This window comes from Sphaerisporangium sp. NBC_01403 (genome assembly GCF_045040145.1).
Taxonomy (GTDB): Bacteria; Actinomycetota; Actinomycetes; order Streptosporangiales; family Streptosporangiaceae; genus Sphaerisporangium; species Sphaerisporangium viridialbum.
The window spans coordinates 9,570,062-9,591,963 of sequence record NZ_CP109534.1 but is presented as its reverse complement, the minus strand read 5'-3'; the positions used below and the strand labels follow the sequence as shown (position 1 = coordinate 9,591,963).

The 21,902-nt window shown below is 70.6% G+C and carries 20 protein-coding genes; 8 read left to right on the top strand and 12 right to left on the bottom strand.

The window, feature by feature from the left end; genetic code table 11:
* Position 1 precedes the first annotated feature (1 nt).
* The 3 genes from OG589_RS43425 to OG589_RS43415 all read right to left on the bottom strand — a co-directional run bounded on the left by OG589_RS43425 (position 2) and on the right by OG589_RS43415 (position 2,707).
* The gene (locus OG589_RS43425) at positions 2 to 826 is read right to left on the bottom strand and encodes a hypothetical protein (protein ID WP_405144778.1); all 825 of its coding nucleotides are present in this window, start codon (positions 824 to 826) and stop codon (positions 2 to 4) included.
* Positions 827 to 902: 76 nt separating this feature from the next.
* Positions 903 to 1,913, bottom strand: coding sequence for a hypothetical protein (locus tag OG589_RS43420; RefSeq protein ID WP_405144777.1), 1,011 nt, complete (start codon positions 1,911 to 1,913; stop codon positions 903 to 905).
* Positions 1,914 to 2,434: 521 nt separating this feature from the next.
* The gene (locus tag OG589_RS43415) at positions 2,435 to 2,707 is read right to left on the bottom strand and encodes a WXG100 family type VII secretion target (RefSeq protein WP_354837269.1); all 273 of its coding nucleotides are present in this window, start codon (positions 2,705 to 2,707) and stop codon (positions 2,435 to 2,437) included.
* Positions 2,708 to 2,936: 229 nt separating this feature from the next.
* On the opposite strand from OG589_RS43415, the gene OG589_RS43410 reads away from it, so the two are divergent.
* The 3 genes from OG589_RS43410 (at position 2,937) to OG589_RS43400 (ending at position 7,657) form a co-directional block, all read left to right on the top strand.
* Complete coding sequence (locus OG589_RS43410) at positions 2,937 to 4,679, top strand: acetyl/propionyl/methylcrotonyl-CoA carboxylase subunit alpha (RefSeq protein WP_405144776.1); 1,743 nt, start codon at positions 2,937 to 2,939, stop codon at positions 4,677 to 4,679.
* Positions 4,680 to 4,783: 104 nt separating this feature from the next.
* Positions 4,784 to 6,178 carry a hypothetical protein gene (locus OG589_RS43405; RefSeq protein WP_405144775.1) on the top strand — a complete coding sequence of 465 codons (1,395 nt, stop codon included), beginning with the start codon at positions 4,784 to 4,786 and terminating at the stop codon, positions 6,176 to 6,178.
* A 231-nt stretch (positions 6,179 to 6,409) separates the two neighbouring features.
* Positions 6,410 to 7,657, top strand: a complete 1,248-nt coding sequence (locus tag OG589_RS43400) for a pentapeptide repeat-containing protein (RefSeq protein ID WP_405144774.1) — start codon at positions 6,410 to 6,412, stop codon at positions 7,655 to 7,657.
* Positions 7,658 to 7,727: 70 nt separating this feature from the next.
* Here OG589_RS43400 and OG589_RS43395 read toward each other — a convergent pair whose 3' ends face one another.
* Complete coding sequence (locus tag OG589_RS43395) at positions 7,728 to 9,122, bottom strand: NAD(P)H-quinone dehydrogenase (protein ID WP_405144773.1); 1,395 nt, start codon at positions 9,120 to 9,122, stop codon at positions 7,728 to 7,730.
* Between the two features lie 220 nt (positions 9,123 to 9,342).
* Here OG589_RS43395 and OG589_RS43390 point away from each other — a divergent pair, with 220 nt between their 5' ends.
* Positions 9,343 to 9,795, top strand: coding sequence for a gamma-glutamylcyclotransferase (locus tag OG589_RS43390; protein WP_405144772.1), 453 nt, complete (start codon positions 9,343 to 9,345; stop codon positions 9,793 to 9,795).
* A gap of 3 nt (positions 9,796 to 9,798) precedes the next feature.
* Here the strand turns inward: OG589_RS43390 and OG589_RS43385 are convergent, their stop codons facing one another.
* The 3 genes from OG589_RS43385 to OG589_RS43375 form a co-directional block, all read right to left on the bottom strand.
* On the bottom strand, positions 9,799 to 11,580 hold the full coding sequence (locus OG589_RS43385; protein WP_405144771.1) for a helix-turn-helix domain-containing protein: 1,782 nt from the start codon (positions 11,578 to 11,580) through the stop codon (positions 9,799 to 9,801).
* A 403-nt stretch (positions 11,581 to 11,983) separates the two neighbouring features.
* Entirely contained in the window at positions 11,984 to 13,168 is a 1,185-nt protein-coding gene (gene kynU, locus OG589_RS43380) for a kynureninase (RefSeq protein WP_405144770.1), read from the bottom strand.
* Positions 13,169 to 13,335: 167 nt separating this feature from the next.
* Complete coding sequence (locus OG589_RS43375; RefSeq protein WP_405144769.1) at positions 13,336 to 13,881, bottom strand: RDD family protein; 546 nt, start codon at positions 13,879 to 13,881, stop codon at positions 13,336 to 13,338.
* A 90-nt stretch (positions 13,882 to 13,971) separates the two neighbouring features.
* On the opposite strand from OG589_RS43375, the gene OG589_RS43370 reads away from it, so the two are divergent.
* Both OG589_RS43370 and OG589_RS43365 read left to right on the top strand, forming a co-directional pair.
* The gene (locus OG589_RS43370; RefSeq protein ID WP_405144768.1) at positions 13,972 to 14,775 is read left to right on the top strand and encodes a purine-nucleoside phosphorylase; all 804 of its coding nucleotides are present in this window, start codon (positions 13,972 to 13,974) and stop codon (positions 14,773 to 14,775) included.
* A gap of 143 nt (positions 14,776 to 14,918) precedes the next feature.
* On the top strand, positions 14,919 to 16,550 hold the full coding sequence (locus tag OG589_RS43365) for a phospho-sugar mutase (RefSeq protein ID WP_405144767.1): 1,632 nt from the start codon (positions 14,919 to 14,921) through the stop codon (positions 16,548 to 16,550).
* 4 nt (positions 16,551 to 16,554) lie between these two features.
* On the opposite strand, the gene OG589_RS43360 is transcribed toward OG589_RS43365, so the two are convergent.
* The 5 genes from OG589_RS43360 to OG589_RS43340 form a co-directional block, all read right to left on the bottom strand.
* Positions 16,555 to 17,175, bottom strand: coding sequence for a PH domain-containing protein (locus tag OG589_RS43360; RefSeq protein WP_405144766.1), 621 nt, complete (start codon positions 17,173 to 17,175; stop codon positions 16,555 to 16,557).
* Positions 17,176 to 17,240: 65 nt separating this feature from the next.
* Positions 17,241 to 18,320, bottom strand: coding sequence for an adenosine deaminase (locus OG589_RS43355; RefSeq protein WP_405144765.1), 1,080 nt, complete (start codon positions 18,318 to 18,320; stop codon positions 17,241 to 17,243).
* 26 nt (positions 18,321 to 18,346) lie between these two features.
* A complete protein-coding gene (locus tag OG589_RS43350) occupies positions 18,347 to 18,700 on the bottom strand; it encodes a cupin domain-containing protein (protein ID WP_405144764.1) in 354 nt (117 codons plus the stop codon).
* Positions 18,701 to 18,745: 45 nt separating this feature from the next.
* Entirely contained in the window at positions 18,746 to 19,396 is a 651-nt protein-coding gene (locus OG589_RS43345) for a hypothetical protein (protein WP_405144763.1), read from the bottom strand.
* Between the two features lie 175 nt (positions 19,397 to 19,571).
* Positions 19,572 to 21,017: an MFS transporter gene (locus tag OG589_RS43340; RefSeq protein WP_405144761.1), complete on the bottom strand. Its 1,446-nt coding sequence runs from the start codon at positions 21,015 to 21,017 to the stop codon at positions 19,572 to 19,574.
* Positions 21,018 to 21,103: 86 nt separating this feature from the next.
* Between OG589_RS43340 and OG589_RS43335 the strand changes: the two genes are divergently transcribed.
* Positions 21,104 to 21,472 (top strand): MarR family winged helix-turn-helix transcriptional regulator, encoded by a 369-nt coding sequence (locus tag OG589_RS43335; RefSeq protein ID WP_405144759.1) that lies wholly within the window; start codon positions 21,104 to 21,106, stop codon positions 21,470 to 21,472.
* 75 nt (positions 21,473 to 21,547) lie between these two features.
* Complete coding sequence (locus tag OG589_RS43330) at positions 21,548 to 21,898, top strand: PRC-barrel domain containing protein (protein ID WP_405144757.1); 351 nt, start codon at positions 21,548 to 21,550, stop codon at positions 21,896 to 21,898.
* Positions 21,899 to 21,902 lie beyond the last annotated feature (4 nt).

The window sequence follows — 21,902 nt, the reverse complement described above, 5'->3', positions numbered from 1 at the left end:
CTCATGCCGGGCTGCTTTCGGTCTCGGGAGTTTGGGCGTGGCGCCCGCGCTGGTGGGCTCCGTGGTCGGTACGGGCGAGGACGGTGGCGGCGAGTTCGCGGGCAGAACGGATGAGCAGGGTGCGGTCGAGGCGCCCGCCCCACTCACCGCGCAGCAGCTCGGCACCCCTGACGTCGTGGGCGAGGCCGCCGAGCACCAGGTCGGGTGCCCCACCAGAAGCGGACAGTACGCGGCGCACCTCGGCGATCGCCTTCCTGAACCTCTTGGCCTCGGCGATCACCACGACGCCCACGGGCGGCGGGGCCGGGGTGCGCTCGGCGAGCGCGGCGGTCAGCGTGGCGACGCGATCACGAAGGTGGGCCACCTGGTCGAGCTGGGGGCGGACGAGCAGCATGACGAGGTCGGCGGCGGCGAGCAGGCCGTTGATGGGAGGGTAGGACCCCACCCGGCCGCAGTCGGCGATGACGTCCGTGCCGGGCAGCGATCCGAACGCCTGGGCCAGCGGCTCCCAGAGCCACGTCAGCCCGGACGCCTGTTCGGCGCCGCCGATGCCCGCGAGGACCTCCAGGCCCCCGACCAGCCGCTGGGTGTGCTCGTGGATCCGCGGGGCGTCCAGGCCCCTGCGGGCGGCCACTCCGAGGCTGAGCAGGCCACGCCCGGCGTCCAGAGGATGACCCTGCTCGGAGGGCAGCCGGTAGGCGAGATCGCCTCCGGCCGCGTCACACTCGGCCAGCAGCGCGTGGCGCGGCCAGACCGCCGCGAGCGCGGTGGCAGCGGTCGTGACGCCCGGGGCGCCCTTGTCGGCCGCGAGCGCGATCAGTGCCACACCGCTCCCCCCGGTCTCGTGTCCGCCGCGATCAAACCCATCGCCCCCGCCACGAGTGCGCTCGGAGTCATGTCGCTCAGCCCTGTCCGTTTGTGGTCGGGGTGGGTCCGGGGGTCCGGCGGGCGGTGGGGGTTGGGGTCGGGCGGGCTGTCGGCCTGGTGCTCGGCCTCCCGGTCGTCTGGGCGGTCGGGCGGGAGGTCGGTGTACGGACCGGCCGCGTGCCGGCGCGTGGGGTCGTGGAGGCCCTGGGGGTCTGCCGCGTGTTCGGACTGGGCGCGCCCGTCGTGACGTCGTCCGGCGCAGGGGGCGTTCCGGCGGAGGGCCCGGCGGAGGGACCGCCACTGGGGTGTGGCTGCGGGGAGGTGTCGGCCGGCAGTCCGGGGAGGTAGGCAAGGCCGATGCGGCCCGCCGACGCGTAGGCGACGACGGTGGGCGCGATCTCGGTGTCGACGATGACCGACACCGAGGTGGACCCGCTTCCCGTGCTCCCCGGCCGGTCGTCCACGGACGTGCCGTCCACGAAGTTGACGAGGGCGTGGGCGGCGAGGATCCTGCCGCTCTCCGGGGTGCCCTGCCCGCCGGGTATGAAGATCACCTGGACCCGGTCGCCCTTCGCCAGACCCGGAGGCAGCTGGCCCGCCTTGAGCAGGAGCCCGACCACCGCCTTGCCCGGACGCAGTTCAGAGGAGGCGAGCGCCACCATCCGGTCGTTCAGCAGCGTCCCCGGCATGAGGTCGACGGCGGCGAAGTGGCGCCCCACCTCTTCGCGGGCGGACCACGGGATGTACTGGATGTCCGCGACCGCGATCCGCACCTCCTTGAGCGCCACCACGGGGATTCGCTGGCCGGCCCCCACCCGCTCCGTCACGGCGATGGCCGACACCCGCTCGCCGTTCTGGATGAACAGGACGGCCGTGACCAGCGCACCGCCGACGATCAGCAGGACGGCCAGAACCGCCAGCGCGGGCCTGCGCTCGCGGGGGGCGACGGGCAGCTTCCGTCCCTGCGGGTAACCGGACGACGGCGCCTGGTCGCCGATCCGTCGCGCCTCTGGACCGCGGAAGGGGGGTTGCTCGGTGACCCTCATCGGTGCGGACTCCAGAGTTTGGCGACACTGCTGGCGAGCACCGACATTACTCAAGATTGGATCAGAATCGCCGTAATAGGCCCGGAAACCCGTGTCGTGTCTGGCTTTATGAAGGAGTCACCGGCAATGGAGCATCATGAGGAGTTACGGCGGCCCTTTACGGTCTATTTGGCCCCCGGTCATATTGGGGGGATTGGTACCGTTTCCGGGCTTGCCGAAAGCGGGGCGGACGGCCACCGGGATTTTCGCCGCCGCCGTGGTGCGGGCGACGGAGCCATCCCCCGAACCGCCCACAGCGCGCCTGGAACCGCGCCCCCATAGGAGGGAACCGGCCGAGCCGTGGCCGCGGCCGGACCCACGAAGCCGGCGGCCCGCGGCCCGCCTTGACGGTCTTCCGGGGCGTCGCGGCGGAGAGCCGGCGACCATCGCCTGAAATGGGAGAACACCCTCTGGGAAACGACGGGAGGAAACACGAAAGCCCGGCGGTGGAACTCCACCCCGCCGGGCTCCGGTCTCGCGCGCTATCGCGTCGCGGACTCGATGTTGCCGCGGTAGGTGGTGATGATGCGGGAGGCCTCGGCGAGCTCCTCCGACATCCTCTGGAACGCCTGACGGTAGTTCTGCCAGGCACCGCCGAAGCGCACAGCGCCCGGCCCGGTCCACGCGGTGCCGACCTTCGCCGCCTCGCGGTCGAGCGCCGCCATCGTCTGGCGCACCTGCTCCGCCTGCTGCGTGAACTGAGCGGCCATGTTCTGCATTTCCGCGGGGTCGCCGCCGAGCAAGCTCTGGCTCATGCCGGTCTCCTTCGGGATCGTCTGCATACAGGGGGTAGCCAAACGCCCCTACCCTAGACGTCAAACCCCTATGACGCACTGGTTATACCGAGTGGTTATCACCCCCAGCCCATACCCGTCATCCCGGTTCCAAGGGCAGAAGACCGGGGGTAGGGGCTCACGCGAGATCAGAGGCCGCTTACACTCCGTGGAAGGCGCGCAAGGCCTTGGGAGGAAAGGGACAAACTCGGTGCAGAAGGTCCTGATCGCCAATCGTGGCGAGATAGCGGTGCGGATCGCCCGCGCATGCAAGGACGCCGGGCTGACCGGCGTCGCGGTGTACGCCGACCAAGACCTCGACGCGCTCCATGTGCGGATGACCGACGAGGCGTACGCACTCGGCGGGCAGTCGCCTGCAGAGACGTACCTCGACATCGGCAAGTTGCTGCGCATCGCGGCCGAGTCGGGCGCGGACGCCGTCCACCCGGGATACGGCTTCCTGGCGGAGAACGCCGAGTTCGCCCAGGCGGTGATCGACGCCGGTCTGGTGTGGATCGGCCCCCCTCCGTCGGCGATCATCTCGCTCGGCGACAAGGTGGCGGCCAGGCACATCGCCCAGCGCGTCGGGGCGCCGCTGGTGGCGGGCACCCCCGACCCGGTGTCGGGCGTGGAGGAGGTCGTGGCCTTCGCCTCCGAGCACGGCCTGCCGATCGCGATCAAGGCGGCCTTCGGCGGCGGCGGGCGTGGCCTGAAGGTCGCCCGCACGATGGAGGAGATCCCCGACCTGTACGAGTCGGCGGTGCGCGAGGCCGTGACGGCGTTCGGGCGCGGTGAGTGCTTCGTGGAGCGCTACCTCGACCGGCCCCGCCACGTGGAGACGCAGTGCCTGGCCGACCAGCACGGCAACGTCGTGGTGATCTCCACCCGCGACTGCTCGCTGCAGCGGCGGCACCAGAAGCTGGTCGAGGAGGCCCCGGCCCCGTTCCTCTCCACCGAGCAGCGGGAGCTGCTCTACAGCTCCTCCAAGGCCATCCTCAAGGAGGCCGGCTACGTCGGGGCGGGCACCTGCGAGTTCCTGGTCGGCCAGGACGGCACGATCTCCTTCCTGGAGGTCAACACCCGGCTGCAGGTCGAGCACCCCGTCAGCGAGGAGGTCACGGGCATCGACCTGGTGCGCGAGATGTTCCGCGTCGCCGACGGCGAGCCCATCGGTTACGACGACCCCGAGATCCGAGGGCACTCGATCGAGTTCCGGATCAACGCCGAGGACGCCGGCCGCAACTTCCTGCCCGCTCCCGGCACGCTGACGACGATGCGGGCGCCCGCGGGCCCCGGCGTGCGGCTCGACGCGGGGTACGAGGCCGGCATGACGGTCCCGCAGTCGTTCGACTCGCTGGTGGCCAAGCTGATCATCACCGGCCGCACCAGGGCCGAGGCCCTCGCGCGGTCCCGCCGGGCGCTGGAGGAGTTCACGGTCGAGGGCATGCCGACCGTCCTGCCCTTCCACCGGGCGGTCGTGTCCGACCCCGCGTTCACCGGCGAGCCGTTCAGCGTGCACACCCGGTGGATCGAGACCGAGTTCTCCGGCGAGATCGAGCCCTACGCAGGCGAGACCGCCACGGAGGAGCCGGTCGAGCGCGAGCGTGTGGTCGTCGAGGTCGGCGGCAAGCGCCTGGAGGTGGTGCTGCCCGTCGCGCCCGCGATGGCGCGGCAGTCCGTACCCAAGAAGCCCGCCCGCCGGTCCGCCGGCAAGGGGTCGGCGGCGGCGGTGAGCGGAGACTCACTGGTCAGCCCGATGCAGGGCACGATCGTCAAGGTGGCCGCCTCCGACGGCGACGTCGTCCGGCCGGGTGACACGATCGTGGTGCTGGAAGCGATGAAGATGGAGCAGCCGCTCACCGCCCACAAGGGCGGCACCGTGACCGGCCTGGTGGCGACCGTCGGGCAGACGGTCACCGCGGGGGCCGCGATCTGCGAGATCAAGGACGCCTGAGCGGCGGTCTCATGCCGGTCGCCCTGCAGATCGAGATACGGTGGCGTTTCTAGGAACCTAGACGACCCCCCGTTCGTCCTGTAGGGCGAAGGAGGCATATAGCCGTGACCACTCATCCGGTGCGCCGCGCCACAGCCACAGTCGTGGCCATGCTGGCCGCACTTCTCACGTTGCTCGCGCTGTCGCCCGCTGCGCGGGCCGCGGCCCCACCCGATCCGAACGCGATCGTGTCCGCCTGGAAGGCCAGCCCGGTCTATGCCGGGCCTGGCGTGTCGCTCAGCTCCAGCCAGCTGTCCGACATCCGTGACGCGGTGAAGGGCGCGAACAGCAAGATCTACGTCGCCGCCCTCGCCGACGGCACGGTGACCGACAGCGCCTCGGCAGGGCACCTGATCACCGCCCTCGGCCAGGCGCTCTCGCAGCAGGGCCGCCCGCGTGCCACTGTCGCCATCCTCGACGGCAACACGCTGTTCGCCGGGTCGAGCGCCATCCGCAAGACCGGCCTGGCGGGCCAGCTCGCCAACGCGGCGACCAGCAACAACAAGGACGTCGTCACCGGCATGAAGGACTTCGTCGAGCGGGTCGACAAGGCCGTCAGCGGTGACACCAAGGGGGCGCTGAAGTCCGGGAGCGCCGCGAGCAGCGGCGGCGGTGGCGGGGTGCTCATCGGCATCCTGGTCCTCGCCCTGGTCGGCGGCCTCGGCATCTTCTGGTACTCCCGCAAGAAGAAGCGCGACCGCGAGGCCCAGGAGGCCCGCGAGCTCGCCGCGGTCAAGCAGACCGTCGAGGAGGACGTCACCAAGTTCGGCGAGGAGATCACCGCGCTCGACCTCGACGTCAAGGTGTCCGACAACCAGGCCCAGACCCAGACCGACTGGCAGCAGGCCCTCGACGCCTATGAGCGGGCCAAGAACGAGCTCGCGGCGGTCAAGCGCACGGACGAGCTCCGCGGCGTGACCACCGCCCTTGAGGAGGGCCGCTACGCCCTGGCCTGCGTCAAGGCGCGCGTGAACAACGAGGCGCTTCCCGAGCGGCGCGCACCGTGCTTCTTCAACCCGCAGCACGGCCCGTCCGTCCGCGACGTCCTGTGGGCCCCGCCGAACGGCGCCCCCCGCGACGTGCCCGCCTGCGCGGCCGACGCGCAGCGCGTGGAGCAGGGCTTCGACCCGCACATGCGCGAGGTCATGGTCGACGGTCAGCGCCGTCCCTACTGGGACGCCGGCCCCGCGTACGCTCCCTACGCCTCCGGTTACTACGGCGGCTTCGGCGGCGGCGACCTGATGACGGGCATGCTGATCGGCACCATGCTCGGTAGCTCCTTTGGCGGCTTCGGCCACGGCTGGGGCGGTGGCGGCTATGACGCCGGCTACGCCGCGGGCGCCGAGTCGGCCGGTGGCGGCGACTGGGGCGGTGGCGGAGGCGACTTCGGCGGCGGCGGAGACTGGGGCGGCGGAGGCGACTTCGGCGGCGGAGACTTCGGCGGCGGCGGAGACTGGTAGTCCAGATCAGCCCCTTCGGCTCGTGGTGATCGTCACGGCCACGTGTTCCTCAGAGCCCCGGCGGGCCACCTGCCCGCCGGGGCTCTTCACGTGTGTACGAACCTCGCGAGGGCTGATCTTGAAGAGCGGCGCTTCGCGGGTCCGGCGGAGGCGAAAGCGATCTGCAAGACACGTGCAACCCCACGTATATGAGCCGCTGTCACACTCGGCACAGTTGTCGAGGAGGCTCCGTTGCGTAGTTCCATCCCCCTGGCCCTGGCCACCGGGCTGTTCGTCCTGACCGTGCCGACGCTGCCGGCGTCCGCGTCGTCCGTGCCGGGGTCCGAGACGGGCACGCTCAGGGCGGCGGAAGCCGTGGCGGCGGCGCCGTGCAAGCCCGGGTCGGGCGCCAAGCTGCGAGGCAGGAACTTCACCGGCGGGGCCGCGCTCCCGGCCGACCTCCGCTGCGCGGACCTGACCAACGCCAAGCTGGACGAGGTCGACTTCACCCAGAAGGACCTGACGGGGGCCATCCTCAAGAACGCCTCCATGAAGGAGGCGGACTTCACCCAGGCCCGCCTGGAGTACGCCGACCTGAGCGGCGCCGATCTCTCGGCCGCCGACCTCGGGCAGATGCACGCCAAGCACGCCACCCTCCGAAGGACGATCCTCACCGACGCCCACGGCGGGCAGGCCGAGTTCCCGCACGCCGACCTCACCGGGGCCATCATGGCGAGGGTCGAGCTGACCCAGGCGAACCTCACCGACGCCACGCTGGTCGACGCGTACCTCAACGAGGCCACCCTCGGCCAGATCCAGGCCAGGAACGCCGACTTCACCAGGGCCAAGCTCCGCGACGCCAAGCTCGGCCAGGCCAAGCTGCAGTTCGCGGTGTTCAAGGGCGCCAACCTCACGAAGGCGGAGCTCGTGCAGGCCGAGCTGAACGGCGCCGACTTCAAAGGGGCGACGGTCGAGAAGGCGTCCTTCGTCCAGGCCGACGACGTCAACCTCACCGGAGCGCTCGGCACCCCGGAGGGCGTGCCGAGCGACGCCGTCGGCAACCCGCCGGACCTGCCCCAGGGCTTCGAGGACGCGGGCGGGTCGGGTCCCACGCTGCCGGTCGTCACGCGCGGCAGCGGCGGGCTGGGCCTGGTCCTGGTGATCCTCAGCGGCGTCGGCCTCAGCATCACGCTGATCCTGTGGGGCCTCTCCCACCGGCGCAGGAACGAGCGGGCGGCGCGGTTCGCCACCGCGCGGCGGAGCGCCGAGGAGGACGTGATCAGGCTGGGCGAGGAGATCGACTCGCTCGACTTCGACTACAAGATCAACCACATGACCACGAGCGGCGTGGACCAGGACTGGCGCCGCGCGCTGGACGCCTACGAGGCCGCCAAGCAGTCGCTGAACGTCGCCCAGAGCGTTCCCCAGCTCGCGGGAGTGGCCGCGGCCGTACATCACGGCAGGGACGCCCTCGGACGTGTGAGATCCCGTATGACATGACCGGCCGGAGGGGTCGCCGTACCCGAAAGGGATCAGGCGGACGGTAGTGGCAGGCGGGGGGTCGCCGTGTTCAGATCACGGTGGACTTGACGGGGAGCATCAGGCGGCGGGCCGCCTCGGTGATCGAGCCGGCCAGCGACGGGTAGACCGCGAACGTGTGGGCGATCTGGTCGACCGTGAGCCGGTGCTGCACGGCCAGCGACAGGGCCAGGATCAGCTCCGACGCGCGCGGGGCGACGACGACGCCGCCGAGCACGATGCCGGTGTGCGGGCGGCAGAACAGCTTCACGAAGCCGTCGTTGAAGCCCTGCATCTTCGCGCGGGCGTTGGTGGCGAGGGGCAGCTTGACGACGTTGGCCTCGACCTCGCCCGCCTCGATCTGCCGCTGCGAGACGCCGACGGCGGCGATCTCGGGGTCGGTGAAGATGGTGGACGCCACGGTGGCGAGGCGCAGGGGCTGCACGGCCTCGCCCAGCGCGTGCCAGACCGCGATGCGGCCCTGCATGGCCGCCACGGAGGCGAGCATGAGCACGCCCGTACAGTCGCCGGCGGCGTAGACCCCGGGGGCCGAGGTGCGGGACACCTTGTCGACCTGGATGAAGCCGTTCCTGTCGAGGGTGACGCCCGCCTCCTCAAGGCCGATGCCGGAGGTGTTCGGGATCATGCCGACGGTCATGAGGCAGTGGCTGCCCTCGGCCGTGCGGCCGTCCTCCAGGGTGACCACCACGCCGTGCTCGGTGCGCTTGACCGAGGAGGCGCGGGACTTGCCCATGACGTTCATGCCCCGGCGCCGGTAGACCTCTTCGAGGACCTCGGCCGCGTCGGCGTCCTCGTTGGGCATCATCCGGTCGCGGGACGAGACGAGCGTGACCTCCGAGCCCAGCGAGCGGTACGCGCCGGCGAACTCGGCGCCGGTGACGCCGGAGCCGACGACGATGAGGTGCTCGGGCACCTCGTCCAGATCGTAGAGCTGGCGCCAGGTGAGGACGCGCTCCCCGTCGGGCACGGCGCCCGGCAGCACGCGCGGGGTCGCGCCGGTGGCCACGATGACGACGTCGGCCCTGATGGTCTGGTCGCCCACCCGCACTACCTGGGGGTCGACCAGGCGCCCCGAGCCCTTGACGATCTCGACGCCCTCGGCGGTGAGCCTGGCCGCGATGTCGGCCGACTGCGCCTGTGCCAGCTCCTTGACGCGCTTGTTCACGAGCGGCATGTCGACCTGGACGCCGCCCACGTCGCCGTCGAGCCCTCCGGTGAAGTTGACACCGAGCGAGGAACCATCCAGAAGGGCCTGTTTGCGGACAGATGTGGCGATCATGGTCTTGGACGGCACGCAGTCGGTGAGCACGCACGCCCCACCGGGACCGTCCTGCTCGACCACGGTGGCCTGGGCTCCGAGCTGAGCCGCGACCAGCGCCGCCTCGTAACCTCCGGGCCCGCCGCCAATGATCACAATCCTCGTCACATACCCCATTGTCCCGTATGACGCGGGGTGCCCGGGGTGCAATACCCGATCAGAAGCCTCGAAGACCGGTAAAAAGCCCGATCCTCCCCGAAAAACCCCAATGAATCCACGGGTCCAAGCCATGATCGCCGCAAGAAAGAAAGCCGCCGCCAGAGTACCGGGGCGTGTTGGAGGCGCCTGGCCGGATCACCACGCGGATCTTGGATTACTCTTGTGTGCCGTGCCTGTTTACGCCGCCTATGGCAGCAACATGGACCCCAAGCAGATGGCCCAGAGGGCTCCCCACTCGCCCATGCGCGGGACTGGCTGGCTGCAAGGCTGGCGCCTGACGTTCGGCGGCGAGGACGTCGGCTGGGAGGGCGCGCTCGCCACGATCGCCGAGAGCCCCGCCGAGCACGTCTTCGTGGTCCTCTACGACGTCCCCGACTGGGACGAGCCCTCGCTCGACCAGTGGGAGGGGGCCGCGCTCGGGCTCTACCACAAGGTCAAGCTCCGGGTGGCGACCCTCGACGGCGAGATCGTCGCGTGGTTCTACGTGCTCGACGAGTACGAGGGCGGCCTGCCGTCGGCGCGCTACCTCGGCATCCTCGCCGACGCCGCCGAGAAGGCCGGAGCCCCCGACGACTACGTCACCGACCTCAGAAGCCGCCCCTGCACCTCGATCGGCGACTGACCTTCAACGGTTCTCGATCAGAACGGGTTCTCCTGACACGGTGACGGTGTCGCCGGGCCGTACGGGAGTGGTCGTCCCGTCCAGCCGCCGCACCTCCCGGGCCCTCGGACCGGCCGTGGTGGCCGCCGTCCCCGTGACGGCCCACCTGATCGAGGCGGTGTGACGGGGCTCGGGCTCCGTCATGGTGAAGTCGCACTGCCAGACGTCCTCGGGGAGCCCGATCGCCAGGCCGTGACCGCACGATCGGCTCTCGGCGTGGGCGAGCCACCGTTCGAGTTGCTCCACGGCCAGCGCCGCACGGGTGGGGGCGCCTCCCTCTGCCTGCAGGACGATCGGGATCTTGGTGCCGCCCCAGTTGTAGAAGTACATCCTCTCCAGGTTGACGTTCCGCGCGTACAGCCCGGTGAGGAAGAAGCGCACGGCGTAGTCGCGGGCGCGCTCCTCGTCGAGCCGGCTCTCGAGGGGGATCGAGTAGGTGGTGCCGGTGCTCCACAGGCGCGGCTGGATGCCTGCCTCGTGCATCGCCCGGTCGACCGTGGTGGCCAGCTCCAGCATGCTCTCGGGCGGGTCGGAGGCGGTGCGCTGGTACAGCTTGATGCCCGCGACGTCGCAGTAGCCGTACCCTCCGAGCTGCGCGAACCGCTGGAGGACGCGTCGTCCCTCGGGCGTCCACAGCTGCCCCATCCCCGGGCAGACCACGGTGGCCTCGGGGTCGGCCGCCCTGATGATCTCGCGGGCCCGCCGCGTCATCTCGACCAGCTTCTCGACGCTGCCGGCGTAGAACCGGCGATCGTTGGCGAGCACCCACAGCTCGTACGCCTCGACGCGCCCCCGGTAGCGGGTGGCGACGGCGCGCACGAACGTGTCCCAGTCGGCGAGGTCATCGGGCGGCGAGGCCCTGGAACCGTCCGGGTACGGCGCGGGAGGGCCGCCGGGGCTGGCCCACGCGGGCGTGCCGCCCATGACGAACAGCGCCGGCAGCCCGGCGTCGTGGGCTCCTCCGACGAGGCGGTCCAGGACCGTCCAGTCGAACTCGCCCCGCTTCGGCTGGATCTGCGCCCAGCGGGTCTCGCTGTCCCACAGCCGCACCGCGCCGACCCGGAAGCCCGGCATGGTGCCGGTGGAACTGTTCAGGGTGACGCCGAACAGCGTGCGGGGCACCGGGGCGGGATCCATCGTCCAGGCGGGCCCTGCGATCCACTGCGCCGCCCGGCGCGGGGGCTGGGACGGGGCCGCCGTGCTGCCTCCGAGCACCGCGAAGCACAGGATCACAACTGCCGCCGCACCCGCTAGCGCGAGCCCCTGACGTGACCCGAAGCGCTTGGGCGCCGGCCCGGGGACCTCATGTGCCTCGATTCGCCGGCCGGGGGCCTCCTGCGCCTCGGCCTCGGGCGTGTCGAAGATCTCGGGCGTGTCGAAGATCTCGGGCGCGAGGAAGCCGGGCGTCGCGAGACCGGCCGGCGCCACCGGCCCCGATGCCTCCATCCCCGTCTCCGCCTCCGGACGCTCCGGAACCAGAGAGAGGACGGGCGGTGCCGCCTCCATGGCCGAAGAAGCGGCGGCCTGCGTCCACCGCCGGTACAGCTCCTCCTGCTCGGCCTTGGTCGCGCCGCACGCTCTCGCGATGCGCTCCAGCGGCCCATAGCTGTCCGGGACGATCTCGCCCCGGCAGTAGCGGTGCACCGTGGACCGGCTCATCCCGGTGCGGCGCCCAAGCGCCTCGTACGTGCGGCCGCTACGGAGCTTCAGCTCGGACAGCAACTCGGACAGCCGCTCCACCGACACTCAGCCACCTCGTCTCACCGAGCCAGGGATCGCGTGGAGTATCCCAGCACAAGGTGAACGGCGCACGTCATAACCCTGATCATTTCCCGTTGTCCCAGACGCCTCCCAGCCTGTTGCCGAACGGGCGCCCGCGTTGCCACGCTGTCTGGCGTCCGGAGTCCCGCGACCGGGCCCGGACCGGCGTGATGGGAGCGTCGAACACCGAAACACCGTGAGAAGGGTGAAGGGTGAAGACCAAAAGACGGCCGCGCGAGCGTCTGCGGCGAGTGGTACGTCGACCGGTCCTGAACAGCGGCTTCCCGTATTGCTACGGCTGGGCTACGAGGGCGTCCGGCCGCAGTAAGAGCGTCTTCGAGTGAGATCGCGAGGAGCCGGTGGCACCGCGCCACCGGCTTCCTTGCTTTCAGCGTCCCGCGGCCAGCACGTCCGTAAGGCTCTGGGCGGCGCGGAGGGCGTCGGTGTGGCGGTTGTAGAGCGGGGCGAAGCCGAAGCGGAGGACGTCCGGGGTGCGGAAGTCGCCAATGACCTCGCGGGCGGTCAGCTCGGCGACCAGCGCGCCGGCGTCCGGGTGGCGCAGCGAGGCCTGGTGGCCACGGTTCTCGTCGCGCGGGGTGACCACCTCGACGGCGTCTGCGAGCAGCTCGTCCACGCACTGGATGAAGAACCCGGTCAGCGACAGGCCCTTGGCTCGTACGTCTTTGAGCTCCACGCCCTCCCAGACCTCCAGCGCGGCCTCCAGGGCCAGCAGCGACAGGATGTCGGGAGTGCCGGCCCGCGCCCGGGCGATGCCGGGGGCCGGCTCGTACTTCTCCGCCATGGCGAACGGATCACGGTGACCGCCCCATCCGGACAGCGGCTGGCGGAACGACTCCTGAAGACCACTGGGCACGTAGATGAAGGCCGGCGACCCCGGGCCGCCGTTGAGGAACTTGTACGTGCATCCGACCGCGAGGTCGACACCGAGGTCGTCCAGCTCGATGGGCAGCACGCCCGCGCTGTGGCACAGATCCCACACCACCCGTGCCCCTGCGGAGTGCACCCGGGCCGTGAGACCGGCCATGTCGTACAGGCGCCCCGTCTTGTAGTCCACGTGGTTGAGCAGCACCACCGCCGTCTGCTCGCTCAGCACCTCATCGAGCTCGTCCACGACGACCGGGCGAAGCACCGTCCCGGTCAGCTCGGCCACCGACTCCGCGATGTACCCGTCGGTCGGGAACGTCGCCGCGTCGACCACGATCTCCCGCCGGCCCGGCGACAGCCGCACCGCGCCCACCAGGGCCTTGAAGATGTTGACGCTGGTCGAGTCGGCCACCACGACCTGCCCGGGCGCCGCGCCCACCAGCGGGGCGATCTTCTCCCCCACCCGCTCGGGCGCCGTCCACCAGCTCTCCGGCCACGATCTGATCAGCCTGCGCCCCCACTGCTCGCGCACGACCTCCTCCACCCGCCCGGCCACCCGCCGCGGCGGGGCACCCAGCGAGTTGCCGTCCAGGTAGACCACTGCCGGATCGAGGTCGAACTCGCCACGGAGATACGCCAGTGGATCCTCGGCGTCCAGCTTCGCCGCCCGCTCGGTCAAGTCGGTCATGTGCCCGCGTCCTTCTCGTGGAGGCCCCGCCATCAGGGGCGCAGTTCCAGGAAGACGTTACGCTCCCGCCCACGCGCGCGGTCTGTCGACGGTCACCAACCGAGCCGGCCGCACTCAGCCGGTCTGACGATACCCAAGATCGGCATCCTCCTTGCCGAGCCGAGTGCTCAGGCCGGTTGCTCGCGTGGTCGCACCGCCGAGCCCACGCCGACCACGACAGTGCGGGCGAGCACGTCGTGAAGACACCGCTTGGCATCGCCCAAGATCCACAGAGAGTCGAGCAGGGAAAGGACGAGGCCGATGTAGGGAATCGACGACGCGGCCGCGAAGATGAACGCGCGCAGCCCGGCCTGGGAGACCGTCAACGGCCCGCCGTCTCTGGCGACGACCTTCAACCGGCACAGCCGCTTCCCGAGAGTGCGCCCCCAGCGGGCATGGGAGATCCAGAAGTAAGAGAACAAGATGATGTCGAACGTCAGCTGGAGAGGCCAGTACGGATCGCCCACGTAGGGATTGCCGAAATACTGGTCCAGGATCGATTGCTCGGGCATCTGTACATCGGCCGCCGGCTCGGTGAAGAACCCGGGCACCAATGCGGTCGAGATCACGAAGTTGACGATCGAAAGCAGGATGAGGTCGATCGACGAGGCGAGAAATCGGTATCGCCGAGCGGCGAGGGCCGGCACTTCCGGCCCCCCGGGGGAAAGCGTCACCGCGCCAGTGTGGCAGCCATGATCCCCCCTGCGAAGCCCGCTGTCAGGCCGTGTGCTGATCGCTGGAATGGGGTTGTAGCCTCGGTGCTCGTGAGTAGTGATGTCTATGAACTCGCCGCGGACGCCGCGGGTGCGCTGAAGTCCCTTACCGGGGTCGAGTCGTTCGACGTGGCGCTGGTCATGGGGTCCGGGTGGGGCCCCGCCGCCGACGCCATCGGCACGACGATCTCCGAGCATCCGGTGACCGAGTTGCCGGGGTTCTCCGCCCCGGCCGTGGCCGGGCACTCGGGCAAGATCCGGGCCGTCGAGACCGAGTCGGGCAGGAAGGCGCTCATCTTCCTCGGGCGCACCCACCTGTACGAGGGCAGGGGTGTGGACCCGGTTGTGCACGGGGTGCGCACCGCCGTCGCGGCCGGTGCCGGCACGGTCGTGCTGACCAACGCCGCCGGGGGGCTGCGGCCGGAGGTTCAGAGCGTCGGCGAGCCCGTGCTGATCAGCGACCACATCAACCTGACGGGCGCGAACCCGATCACGGGGGCGACCTTCGTCGACCTGACCGAGGTCTACTCCAGGCGCCTGCGCGAGCTGGCCCGCGAGGCGGACCCGTCGCTCGCCGAGGGCGTGTACGTCGCGTTCCGCGGCCCGACGTACGAGACCCCGGCCGAGATCCGCATGCTCCGCACGCTGGGTGGTGACCTCGTCGGCATGTCCACCGTGCTGGAGGCCATCGCCGCCCGTGAGGCCGGGGCCGACGTGCTCGGCCTCTCCCTGGTGACCAACCCGGGCGCGGGACTGGTCGGCGAGCCGCTGAACCACGAGGAGGTCCTCGAGGTCGGCAGGGCCACGGCGGCACGCATGGGCGTCCTGCTGGCCAAGGTCGTCAACAAGCTCTGACGGTCGAGTCGGCTTCCCCGCCCGATCCATTCCCCGGCGCGGGAGGGGACGGTGGCCGCTCCTGTCCGGCGAGGGGCTACATTGACCCGGTTCGGTGCTCGTGGTCGGCTTCTTACGTGAGTTGAATGTGCTGAAGGGGCGTTATGTCTGATCTCGTGCGGCGGGCTGAGGAGTGGCTGGCCCAGGACCCGGACGCTGAGACGCGGGCCGAGCTCCAGGAGATCCTCGACAGCGGGGACACCGCCGAGCTTCAGGACCGCTTCGGGGTCAAGCTGGAGTTCGGCACGGCGGGCCTGAGGGGCGAGCTGGGCGCCGGGCCGAACCGGATGAACCGCGTGACCGTCATGCGCGCTGCGGCCGGCCTGGCGAGGCGGCTGGGGCCGGGCAAGCATGTCGTCATCGGGTACGACGCCCGGTACAAGTCCGACCTGTTCGCCCGCGACTCGGCGGCCGTGCTCAACGGAGCCGGGCTGCGCGTCTCGCTGATGGGCCACCACTGGCCCACCCCCGTGCTGGCCTTCGCCGTGGGACACCTCGGCGCGGACGCGGGCGTCATGGTCACCGCGTCGCACAACCCGCCCCGGGACAACGGCTACAAGGTCTACTGGGGCGACGGGGCCCAGATCGTGCCCCCGCTCGACGAGGAGATCTCGGCGGCCATCGACACGGTCGGGCGCGTGGACCTGCTCTCGCTCGGAGACGAGTGGGAGACCCTGAGCGACGCGGCGATCGTCGGGCCGTACCTGGCGGCGGTGAGCGCACTGCCGCTGGGCGACGCCCGTGACCTGCGGGTCGTCTACACACCGATGCACGGCGTGGGCGGGGAGGTGCTGCTACGGGCCTTCACCTCGGCCGGGTTCGAGAGCCCGTCCGTGACCGAGGCGCAGTTCGCCCCGGATCCGGACTTCCCGACGGTCGCGTTCCCGAACCCGGAGGAGCCGGGCGCGATGGACCTCGCGCTACAGCTCGCGGAGAAGGTCGGCGCCGATCTGGTGATCGCCAACGATCCGGACGCCGACCGCTGCGCCGTGGGCGTGCCCACGCGGGACGGCGGCTTCCGCATGCTCACCGGTGACGAGGTCGGCGGCCTGCTCGGCGAGTACGTCATCGACCGCACCTCGGGCCCCGACCGGCTGGTGGCCGCCTCGATCGTGTCGTCCTCGCTGCTCGGCAAGATCGCCAAAGCGCACGGGGTACGGCATGCCGAGACGCTGACCGGCTTCAAGTGGATCGTGAAGGCCGGGGACGGGCTCGTCTACGGCTACGAGGAGGCGCTCGGCTACAGCGTCGGCTCCGACCAGGGCTTGCCCGTGCGGGACAAGGACGGCATCGGCGCCGCGCTGGCCGTCGCGGCCATGGCCGCTCAGGCGAAGCGCGAGGGCAGCACCCTGCTGGACCTGCTCGACGAGCAGGCGAGCAGATACGGGCTGCACGCGACCGCGCAGCTCTCGGTCCGCGTGGATGATCTGTCGCTCATCACGGACGCCATGGACCGGCTGAGGTCCGCCCCTCCCCTGGCGCTCGGCGGCCGGGCCGTCCGGTCGGTGGACGATCTCGGCACGGGCGTCGACGGTCTGCCTCCCACGGACGGGCTCCGCTACCGGCTGGACGGCGACGCCCGCGTGGTGGTGCGCCCCTCCGGCACGGAGCCCAAGCTCAAGTGCTACCTGGAGGTCGTCATCCCGGTCGGCGGCGACATATCCGCCGCCAGAACCCAGGCCACCCACGACCTCGACTCCCTCAAGTCCGACCTCTCAACAGCCCTGGCCTTGTGAAGGCTCAGGAGAGGATGAGGGCGGCGATCACCAGGGTCAGGGCGGCGGCGAGGGCGACCAGGGCCGAGGGCGACCAGGTCGCCGTCAGGGGCAGGCGCTCTCCGGCGGCGCGGGATCTCTTCTCCGCCGTCTCGGTGAGCTGCTGAGCGACCCAGTCGGCATGGGTGCGGCCGGCCATGACCTGCGCCGCCGCCTGCTCGGCCTTGGAGAGCTGCGGCTGGGTGCTCGGATAGCGGCCGGACTTGGCCGGGACGACCGGAGCCCCGCGCCGCACCGCCTTGGCCCGCTCACGCGCCGACGACTGCGGCGCCCAGCAGCGCACGGTGTCGTCGCCCGACTCGATGATGATCGCGTGCGAGACGTGGATGCCGTCGACGGCCTTCCACGGCACGAAGACGTTGCGCAGCGGGTTGCGCACCAGGACGCCGTCCTCCCCGGCCAGGATGCCGGGACGCAGGCAGCCGACGAAGACCGCCGCGGTCAGCACGGCGAGCACCGCGCCCGCGACGAGAGCGGAGGGGATGGTGCCGTTGGCGACCAGGTCGACGGCGTTGAACGCGGCGAACACCATCCACACCCAGCCCAGAACCCAGGCCGTCTTGGACCGGAAGACTTGTGGCTTCACCGCTCGCTCACCGCTACCTCTCCGTTCAGCAGGCGGTCACCACGCTAACGCCTCGCACGCAGTGCTCAAGCCTGCCACTTGAGCCGGGCGAACCCCGGCTTGATGACGCCGTTGATCAGCGCGAGCCGCTCGTCGAACGGGATGAACGCTGACTTCATGGCGTTGACTGTGAACCACTGCAGATCGTCCCACTCGTAGCCGAAGGTCTCGACGAGGTTGGCGAACTCCTGGGACACGCTGGTGTCACTCATCAACCTGTTGTCGGTGTTGACGGTCACCCGGAAGTACAGGCGGCGCAGGAGGCCGATGGGGTGCTCGGCCAGCGAGGACGCCGCGCCGGTCTGGAGGTTGGACGTCGGGCACATCTCCAGCGGGATGCGCTTGTCGCGCACGTAGGCCGCGAGGCGCCCGAGCTTGGCGGTGCCGTCCGTGGCGACCTGGATGTCGTCGATGATGCGCACGCCGTGCCCGAGCCGGTCGGCGCCGCACCACTGGATGGCCTGCCAGATCGACGGCAGCCCGAAGCCCTCGCCCGCGTGGATCGTGAAGTGGGAGTTCTCCCGCTGGAGGTACTCGAAGGCGTCCAGGTGCCGGGTGGGCGGGTAGCCGGCCTCGGCGCCGGCGATGTCGAACCCGGCCACGCCCACGTCGCGGTAGCGCACGGCGAGCTCGGCGATCTCCATCGAGCGCGCCTGGTGGCGCATCGCGGTGAGCAGTGCCCCGACCCGGATGTTCCGGCCCGCAGAGCCGATCTTGAAGCCTTCCAGGACGGCCTCCACCACCTGGTCGAGGCTGAGGCCCGCGGAGGTGTGCAGCTCGGGCGCGTACCGGACCTCGGCGTAGACGACGCCGTCGTTCGCCAGGTCCTCCGCGCACTCGGCGGCGACCCGCACCAGCGACTCCCGCGTCTGCATGACGCCGACCGTGTGGTCGAAGGTCTCCAGGTAACGCTCCAGCGACCCGGAGTCGGACGCCTCGCGGAACCAGGTGCGAAGCTCCTCCACGTCGGTGGTGGGGAGCCGGTCGTAGCCCGTCTCGCGGGCGAGGTCGATGATCGTCTCCGGTCGCAGGCCACCGTCGAGATGGTCGTGGAGAAGGACCTTGGGGGCCTTGCGGATCTCGTCGAGCGTGGGCTGCTGGGTCATCGGAACATCCTAAGGAGTCTTTCGCGTCACTCGTCGCGGTTCACGGTGTCGGGCGAGAAGGCGGGCATGCAGACCGCGACGTACTCCGCGCCCTCGGGGCCGACGGTGTAGCGGATCTTCTCGCCCGGGAAGCTCACGAACGCCTCACCAGAGGACACCTCGGTCACGCCCTCGTCGTGCTCGATCACGACGGTGCCGCGCAGCACGAGGGTGTACTCGGTGAACCGAGGGGTCTGGGCCGGCTCCTCCCAGCCCGCCGGGGCGGTCATGTGGGCGATGGACACCTGGTCGTCGCCACTGTTGACACGGCCGACGTACTCGTCGATGACCTTGCCGCCCGGCACCGGGATGCGGGTCGCGCCCGCTATTTTGCGTACCACGCGACCAGTGTATTGATCCGCGCGCTTCGCCCGGCACGCCCCGATCTAGTGGGCGACGTCGATGACCAGCCGCGACGGGTTCGACTGCTCGCTGACCCGGAACCCCGCGCGGTGGCGCAGCACGATGGCCACGGTCACGACGCCCTCGAAGTCGCCGATCCGCACGACGCCTGTGACGTTGCCGAGGTCCGGCTGGAACATGGGAGTCCTCCCCCAGGTGGGCTTGCCGTCCTCGGTGTGCGCGCTGGCCGGGGTCAGCGTGGCCTGGAGGTACGCTCCGCCCTTGATGTCGACGGGCTCGCCGGAGCCGTCCTCGATGAGCTGCTTCACCCAGCCCACGGTGTACCCCGTCCTGGCGCCCTGCAGGTCGATCACCACCCGGTCGTACCCCTGGTGGGCGGCGAGGCGCACTCCCTTGACCAGGGGCGGCCTGGCGGGCGCGCGTTTGACCTCGACCTGCTTGGTGCCGGTGGGCGGGGTCAGGTCGGACGAGCCGGTGGACGGGGTGACCGTCGCCGTGGGCGTCGGGGGCGAGGACGCGGGGGCCGACGGAGAGACCGAGGGCGGAAGGGGGGCCGGGGACGACGCCGCGGGCGTGATCGCCGCCCCTGACGGAGAGCTCGGGGTGGTGCCGCAGGCCGCGACGAGCGCGAGCGGCACGAGTGCGGTGGCGATCCTGTTCATGGGCCTCTTCATGGGCCTCGGCTCCTCCGCTGGGTTCTCCAACTCCTTAGATGCCGAGAATGCCTCACCAGTTCGCGGGGAAACTTCCTATCCCGAAAATGTGTCCGAAGTGCCCTGTACGTGCGAGGAGCCCCCCGGCGCGCACGCGCCGGGGGGCTCACCAGGAGGGATGGAGGTCAGCCGGAGCTCAGAGGGTCTCCAGGACCTTGACCTCGCCCCCCTCTCCTACCTCCGCGACCGGGGCCGCCGTACGGGCGCGGAGGAGTCCCGTGAGCGCGATGGCGAGGCCGATGAGCGCGATCGCGGCGCAGACCGCGAACGACGACCGGATGGCCGTCATGGTGACCGCGCCCCCGTCGGCGGTCGCCACGGCGGCCACGATCGCGAGCACGAGCGCCCCGCCGACCTGGCCCGAGGTGTTGAGCAGGCCGGACGCCAGCCCTTGTTCGTCGTCGGCCACTCCGGCGGTGGCCTGGATGTTCAGCGAGGGGAACGACAGCGCGAAGGCGATGCCCAGCAGCACCATCCCGGGGATGACCAGCGTGCCGAGGCTCGGGTGCTCGCCGGCGTTGAGGAAGACCGCGTACCCGGCGGCCAGGGCGAACGACCCGATGACGATCAGCCGGGCGGTGCCGAACCTGTCGGCGAAGTCGCCCATCTTGGTGGAGGTCACGGCGACGAGCAGGCCGGCGGGCAGGAACGCCAGCGCGGTGTGCAGCGCCGACCAGCCGAGCAGGTTCTGGAAGTACTGCATGGCGACGAACTGGAAGCCCACGTACGAGCCGAAGAGGATCACCAGGCCCAGGTTGGCCCCGACCAGCGGCCCCGAGCGCAGGATGCCCAGCCGTACGAGCGGGTGCCTGACGCGCCGCTCGACGGCGACGAACAGCGCGAGCAGGACCATGGCGCCCGCGATGCTCGCGATGGTGCGCACCGAGCCCCACCCGGCCTCGGGCGCCTGGACGACGGCGAACACGAACAGCAGCATGGACGCGGTGATGGTCGCGGCGCCGACCAGGTCGTAACCCCCGGTGGCCCGCTCCTCCCCGGAGTGGCGCGGAAGCAGCTTGACCCCCGCCACCAGCGCGATGATCGCGACCGGCACCGGCATGAGGAAGGTCCAGCGCCACCCGAGCTCGGTGAGGAACCCGGACAGGACCAGCCCGAGAGAGAAGCCACTGGCGCCGCAGGCGGTGAAGATGCTCAGCGCGCGGTTGCGCGCCGGGCCCTCCGCGAAGGTCGTGGTGATGATCGAGAGCGCGGCGGGAGCGGTGAAGGCCGCGCTGATGCCCTTGATGAACCTGGCCGCGATCAGCAGGCCGCCGTCGTCGACGAGCCCGCCGAGCAGGGAGGCGACGGCGAAGACGGCGAGCGCCACGAGGAAGACCCTGCGGCGGCCGAGCAGATCGGCCGTGCGGCCGCCGAGCAGCAGCAGGCCGCCGTAGCCGAGCACGTATCCGCTGACGATCCACTGCAGGGAAGAGGTGGAAAGGCCGAGGTCGGCCTGAATGGACGGTAGGGCCACTCCGACCATCGAGACATCGAGAGCATCGAGGAACACGACGGCGCAGAGCACGGTGAGCGCTCCCCAGAGGCGCGCGTCCCATGGTTCGTCATGTGAGGAGGGGAACATGGGCCAGGACATTACATGCGCATGCATTCAATGCACAAGCATTTAATTCGCGTGCATCTAATGTGCGTGCATGCTATAGTCCCGGCATGGAAGACCTCGACGTCGTGGACTCATGGCGTGAGTTGCTGGCCCGGCATGCGGCCACGTGGTGCACGCTCGAACGCGAGCTGGGCGAGAAGCACGGGTTGGGCGTCAGCGACTTCGAGGTCCTCGACCGCATGGCCGAGTCCGAGCACGGGAAGTACCGCGTCCAGGAGCTGGCCGACGCCGTTCACCTCAGCCAGAGCGCGCTGTCGCGGCTGATCTCGCGCCTGGAGAAGGCCGGTCTGGTCTGCCGCAACATGTGCGCCGAGGACCGGCGCGGCGTCTTCGTGAAGATCACCGAAGCCGGCGTCGAGCGCCACCGCCAGGCCCTGCCCACCCACCGCGCCGTGCTCAACGCGTCACTTTCATGATCGCCGGCCGCGTTTGGCGCGGCTACTCCGGGTAGTCGAGGGATATCACCGTCTCGACGACAGGGAGTGCGACACATGACCGAGGCCTGGACCTACCGCGAAGGCGTCGCCCCCGACCCGGACCTGAGCCTCATCGACTACGACGTCGAGGCCACCGACGGCAAGATCGGCACGGTGGACGAGGAGAGCAACGTGGCCGGGGACAGCTACCTGGTCGTCGACATCGGCTTCTGGCTCTTCGGCAAGAAGGCCCTCGTGCCCGCGAGCATGATCACCGGAGTCGACCCCCAGGAGAACAGGATCTACCTCGCCCGCACCCAGGAGGAGATCAAGGACGCTCCGGAGTTCGACGAGGACACCTACAAGGACGTCGCCTATCGCCGGCAGGTGGGCGAGTACTACGGCCGTTTCCCTTACGCACCGTAAGCGC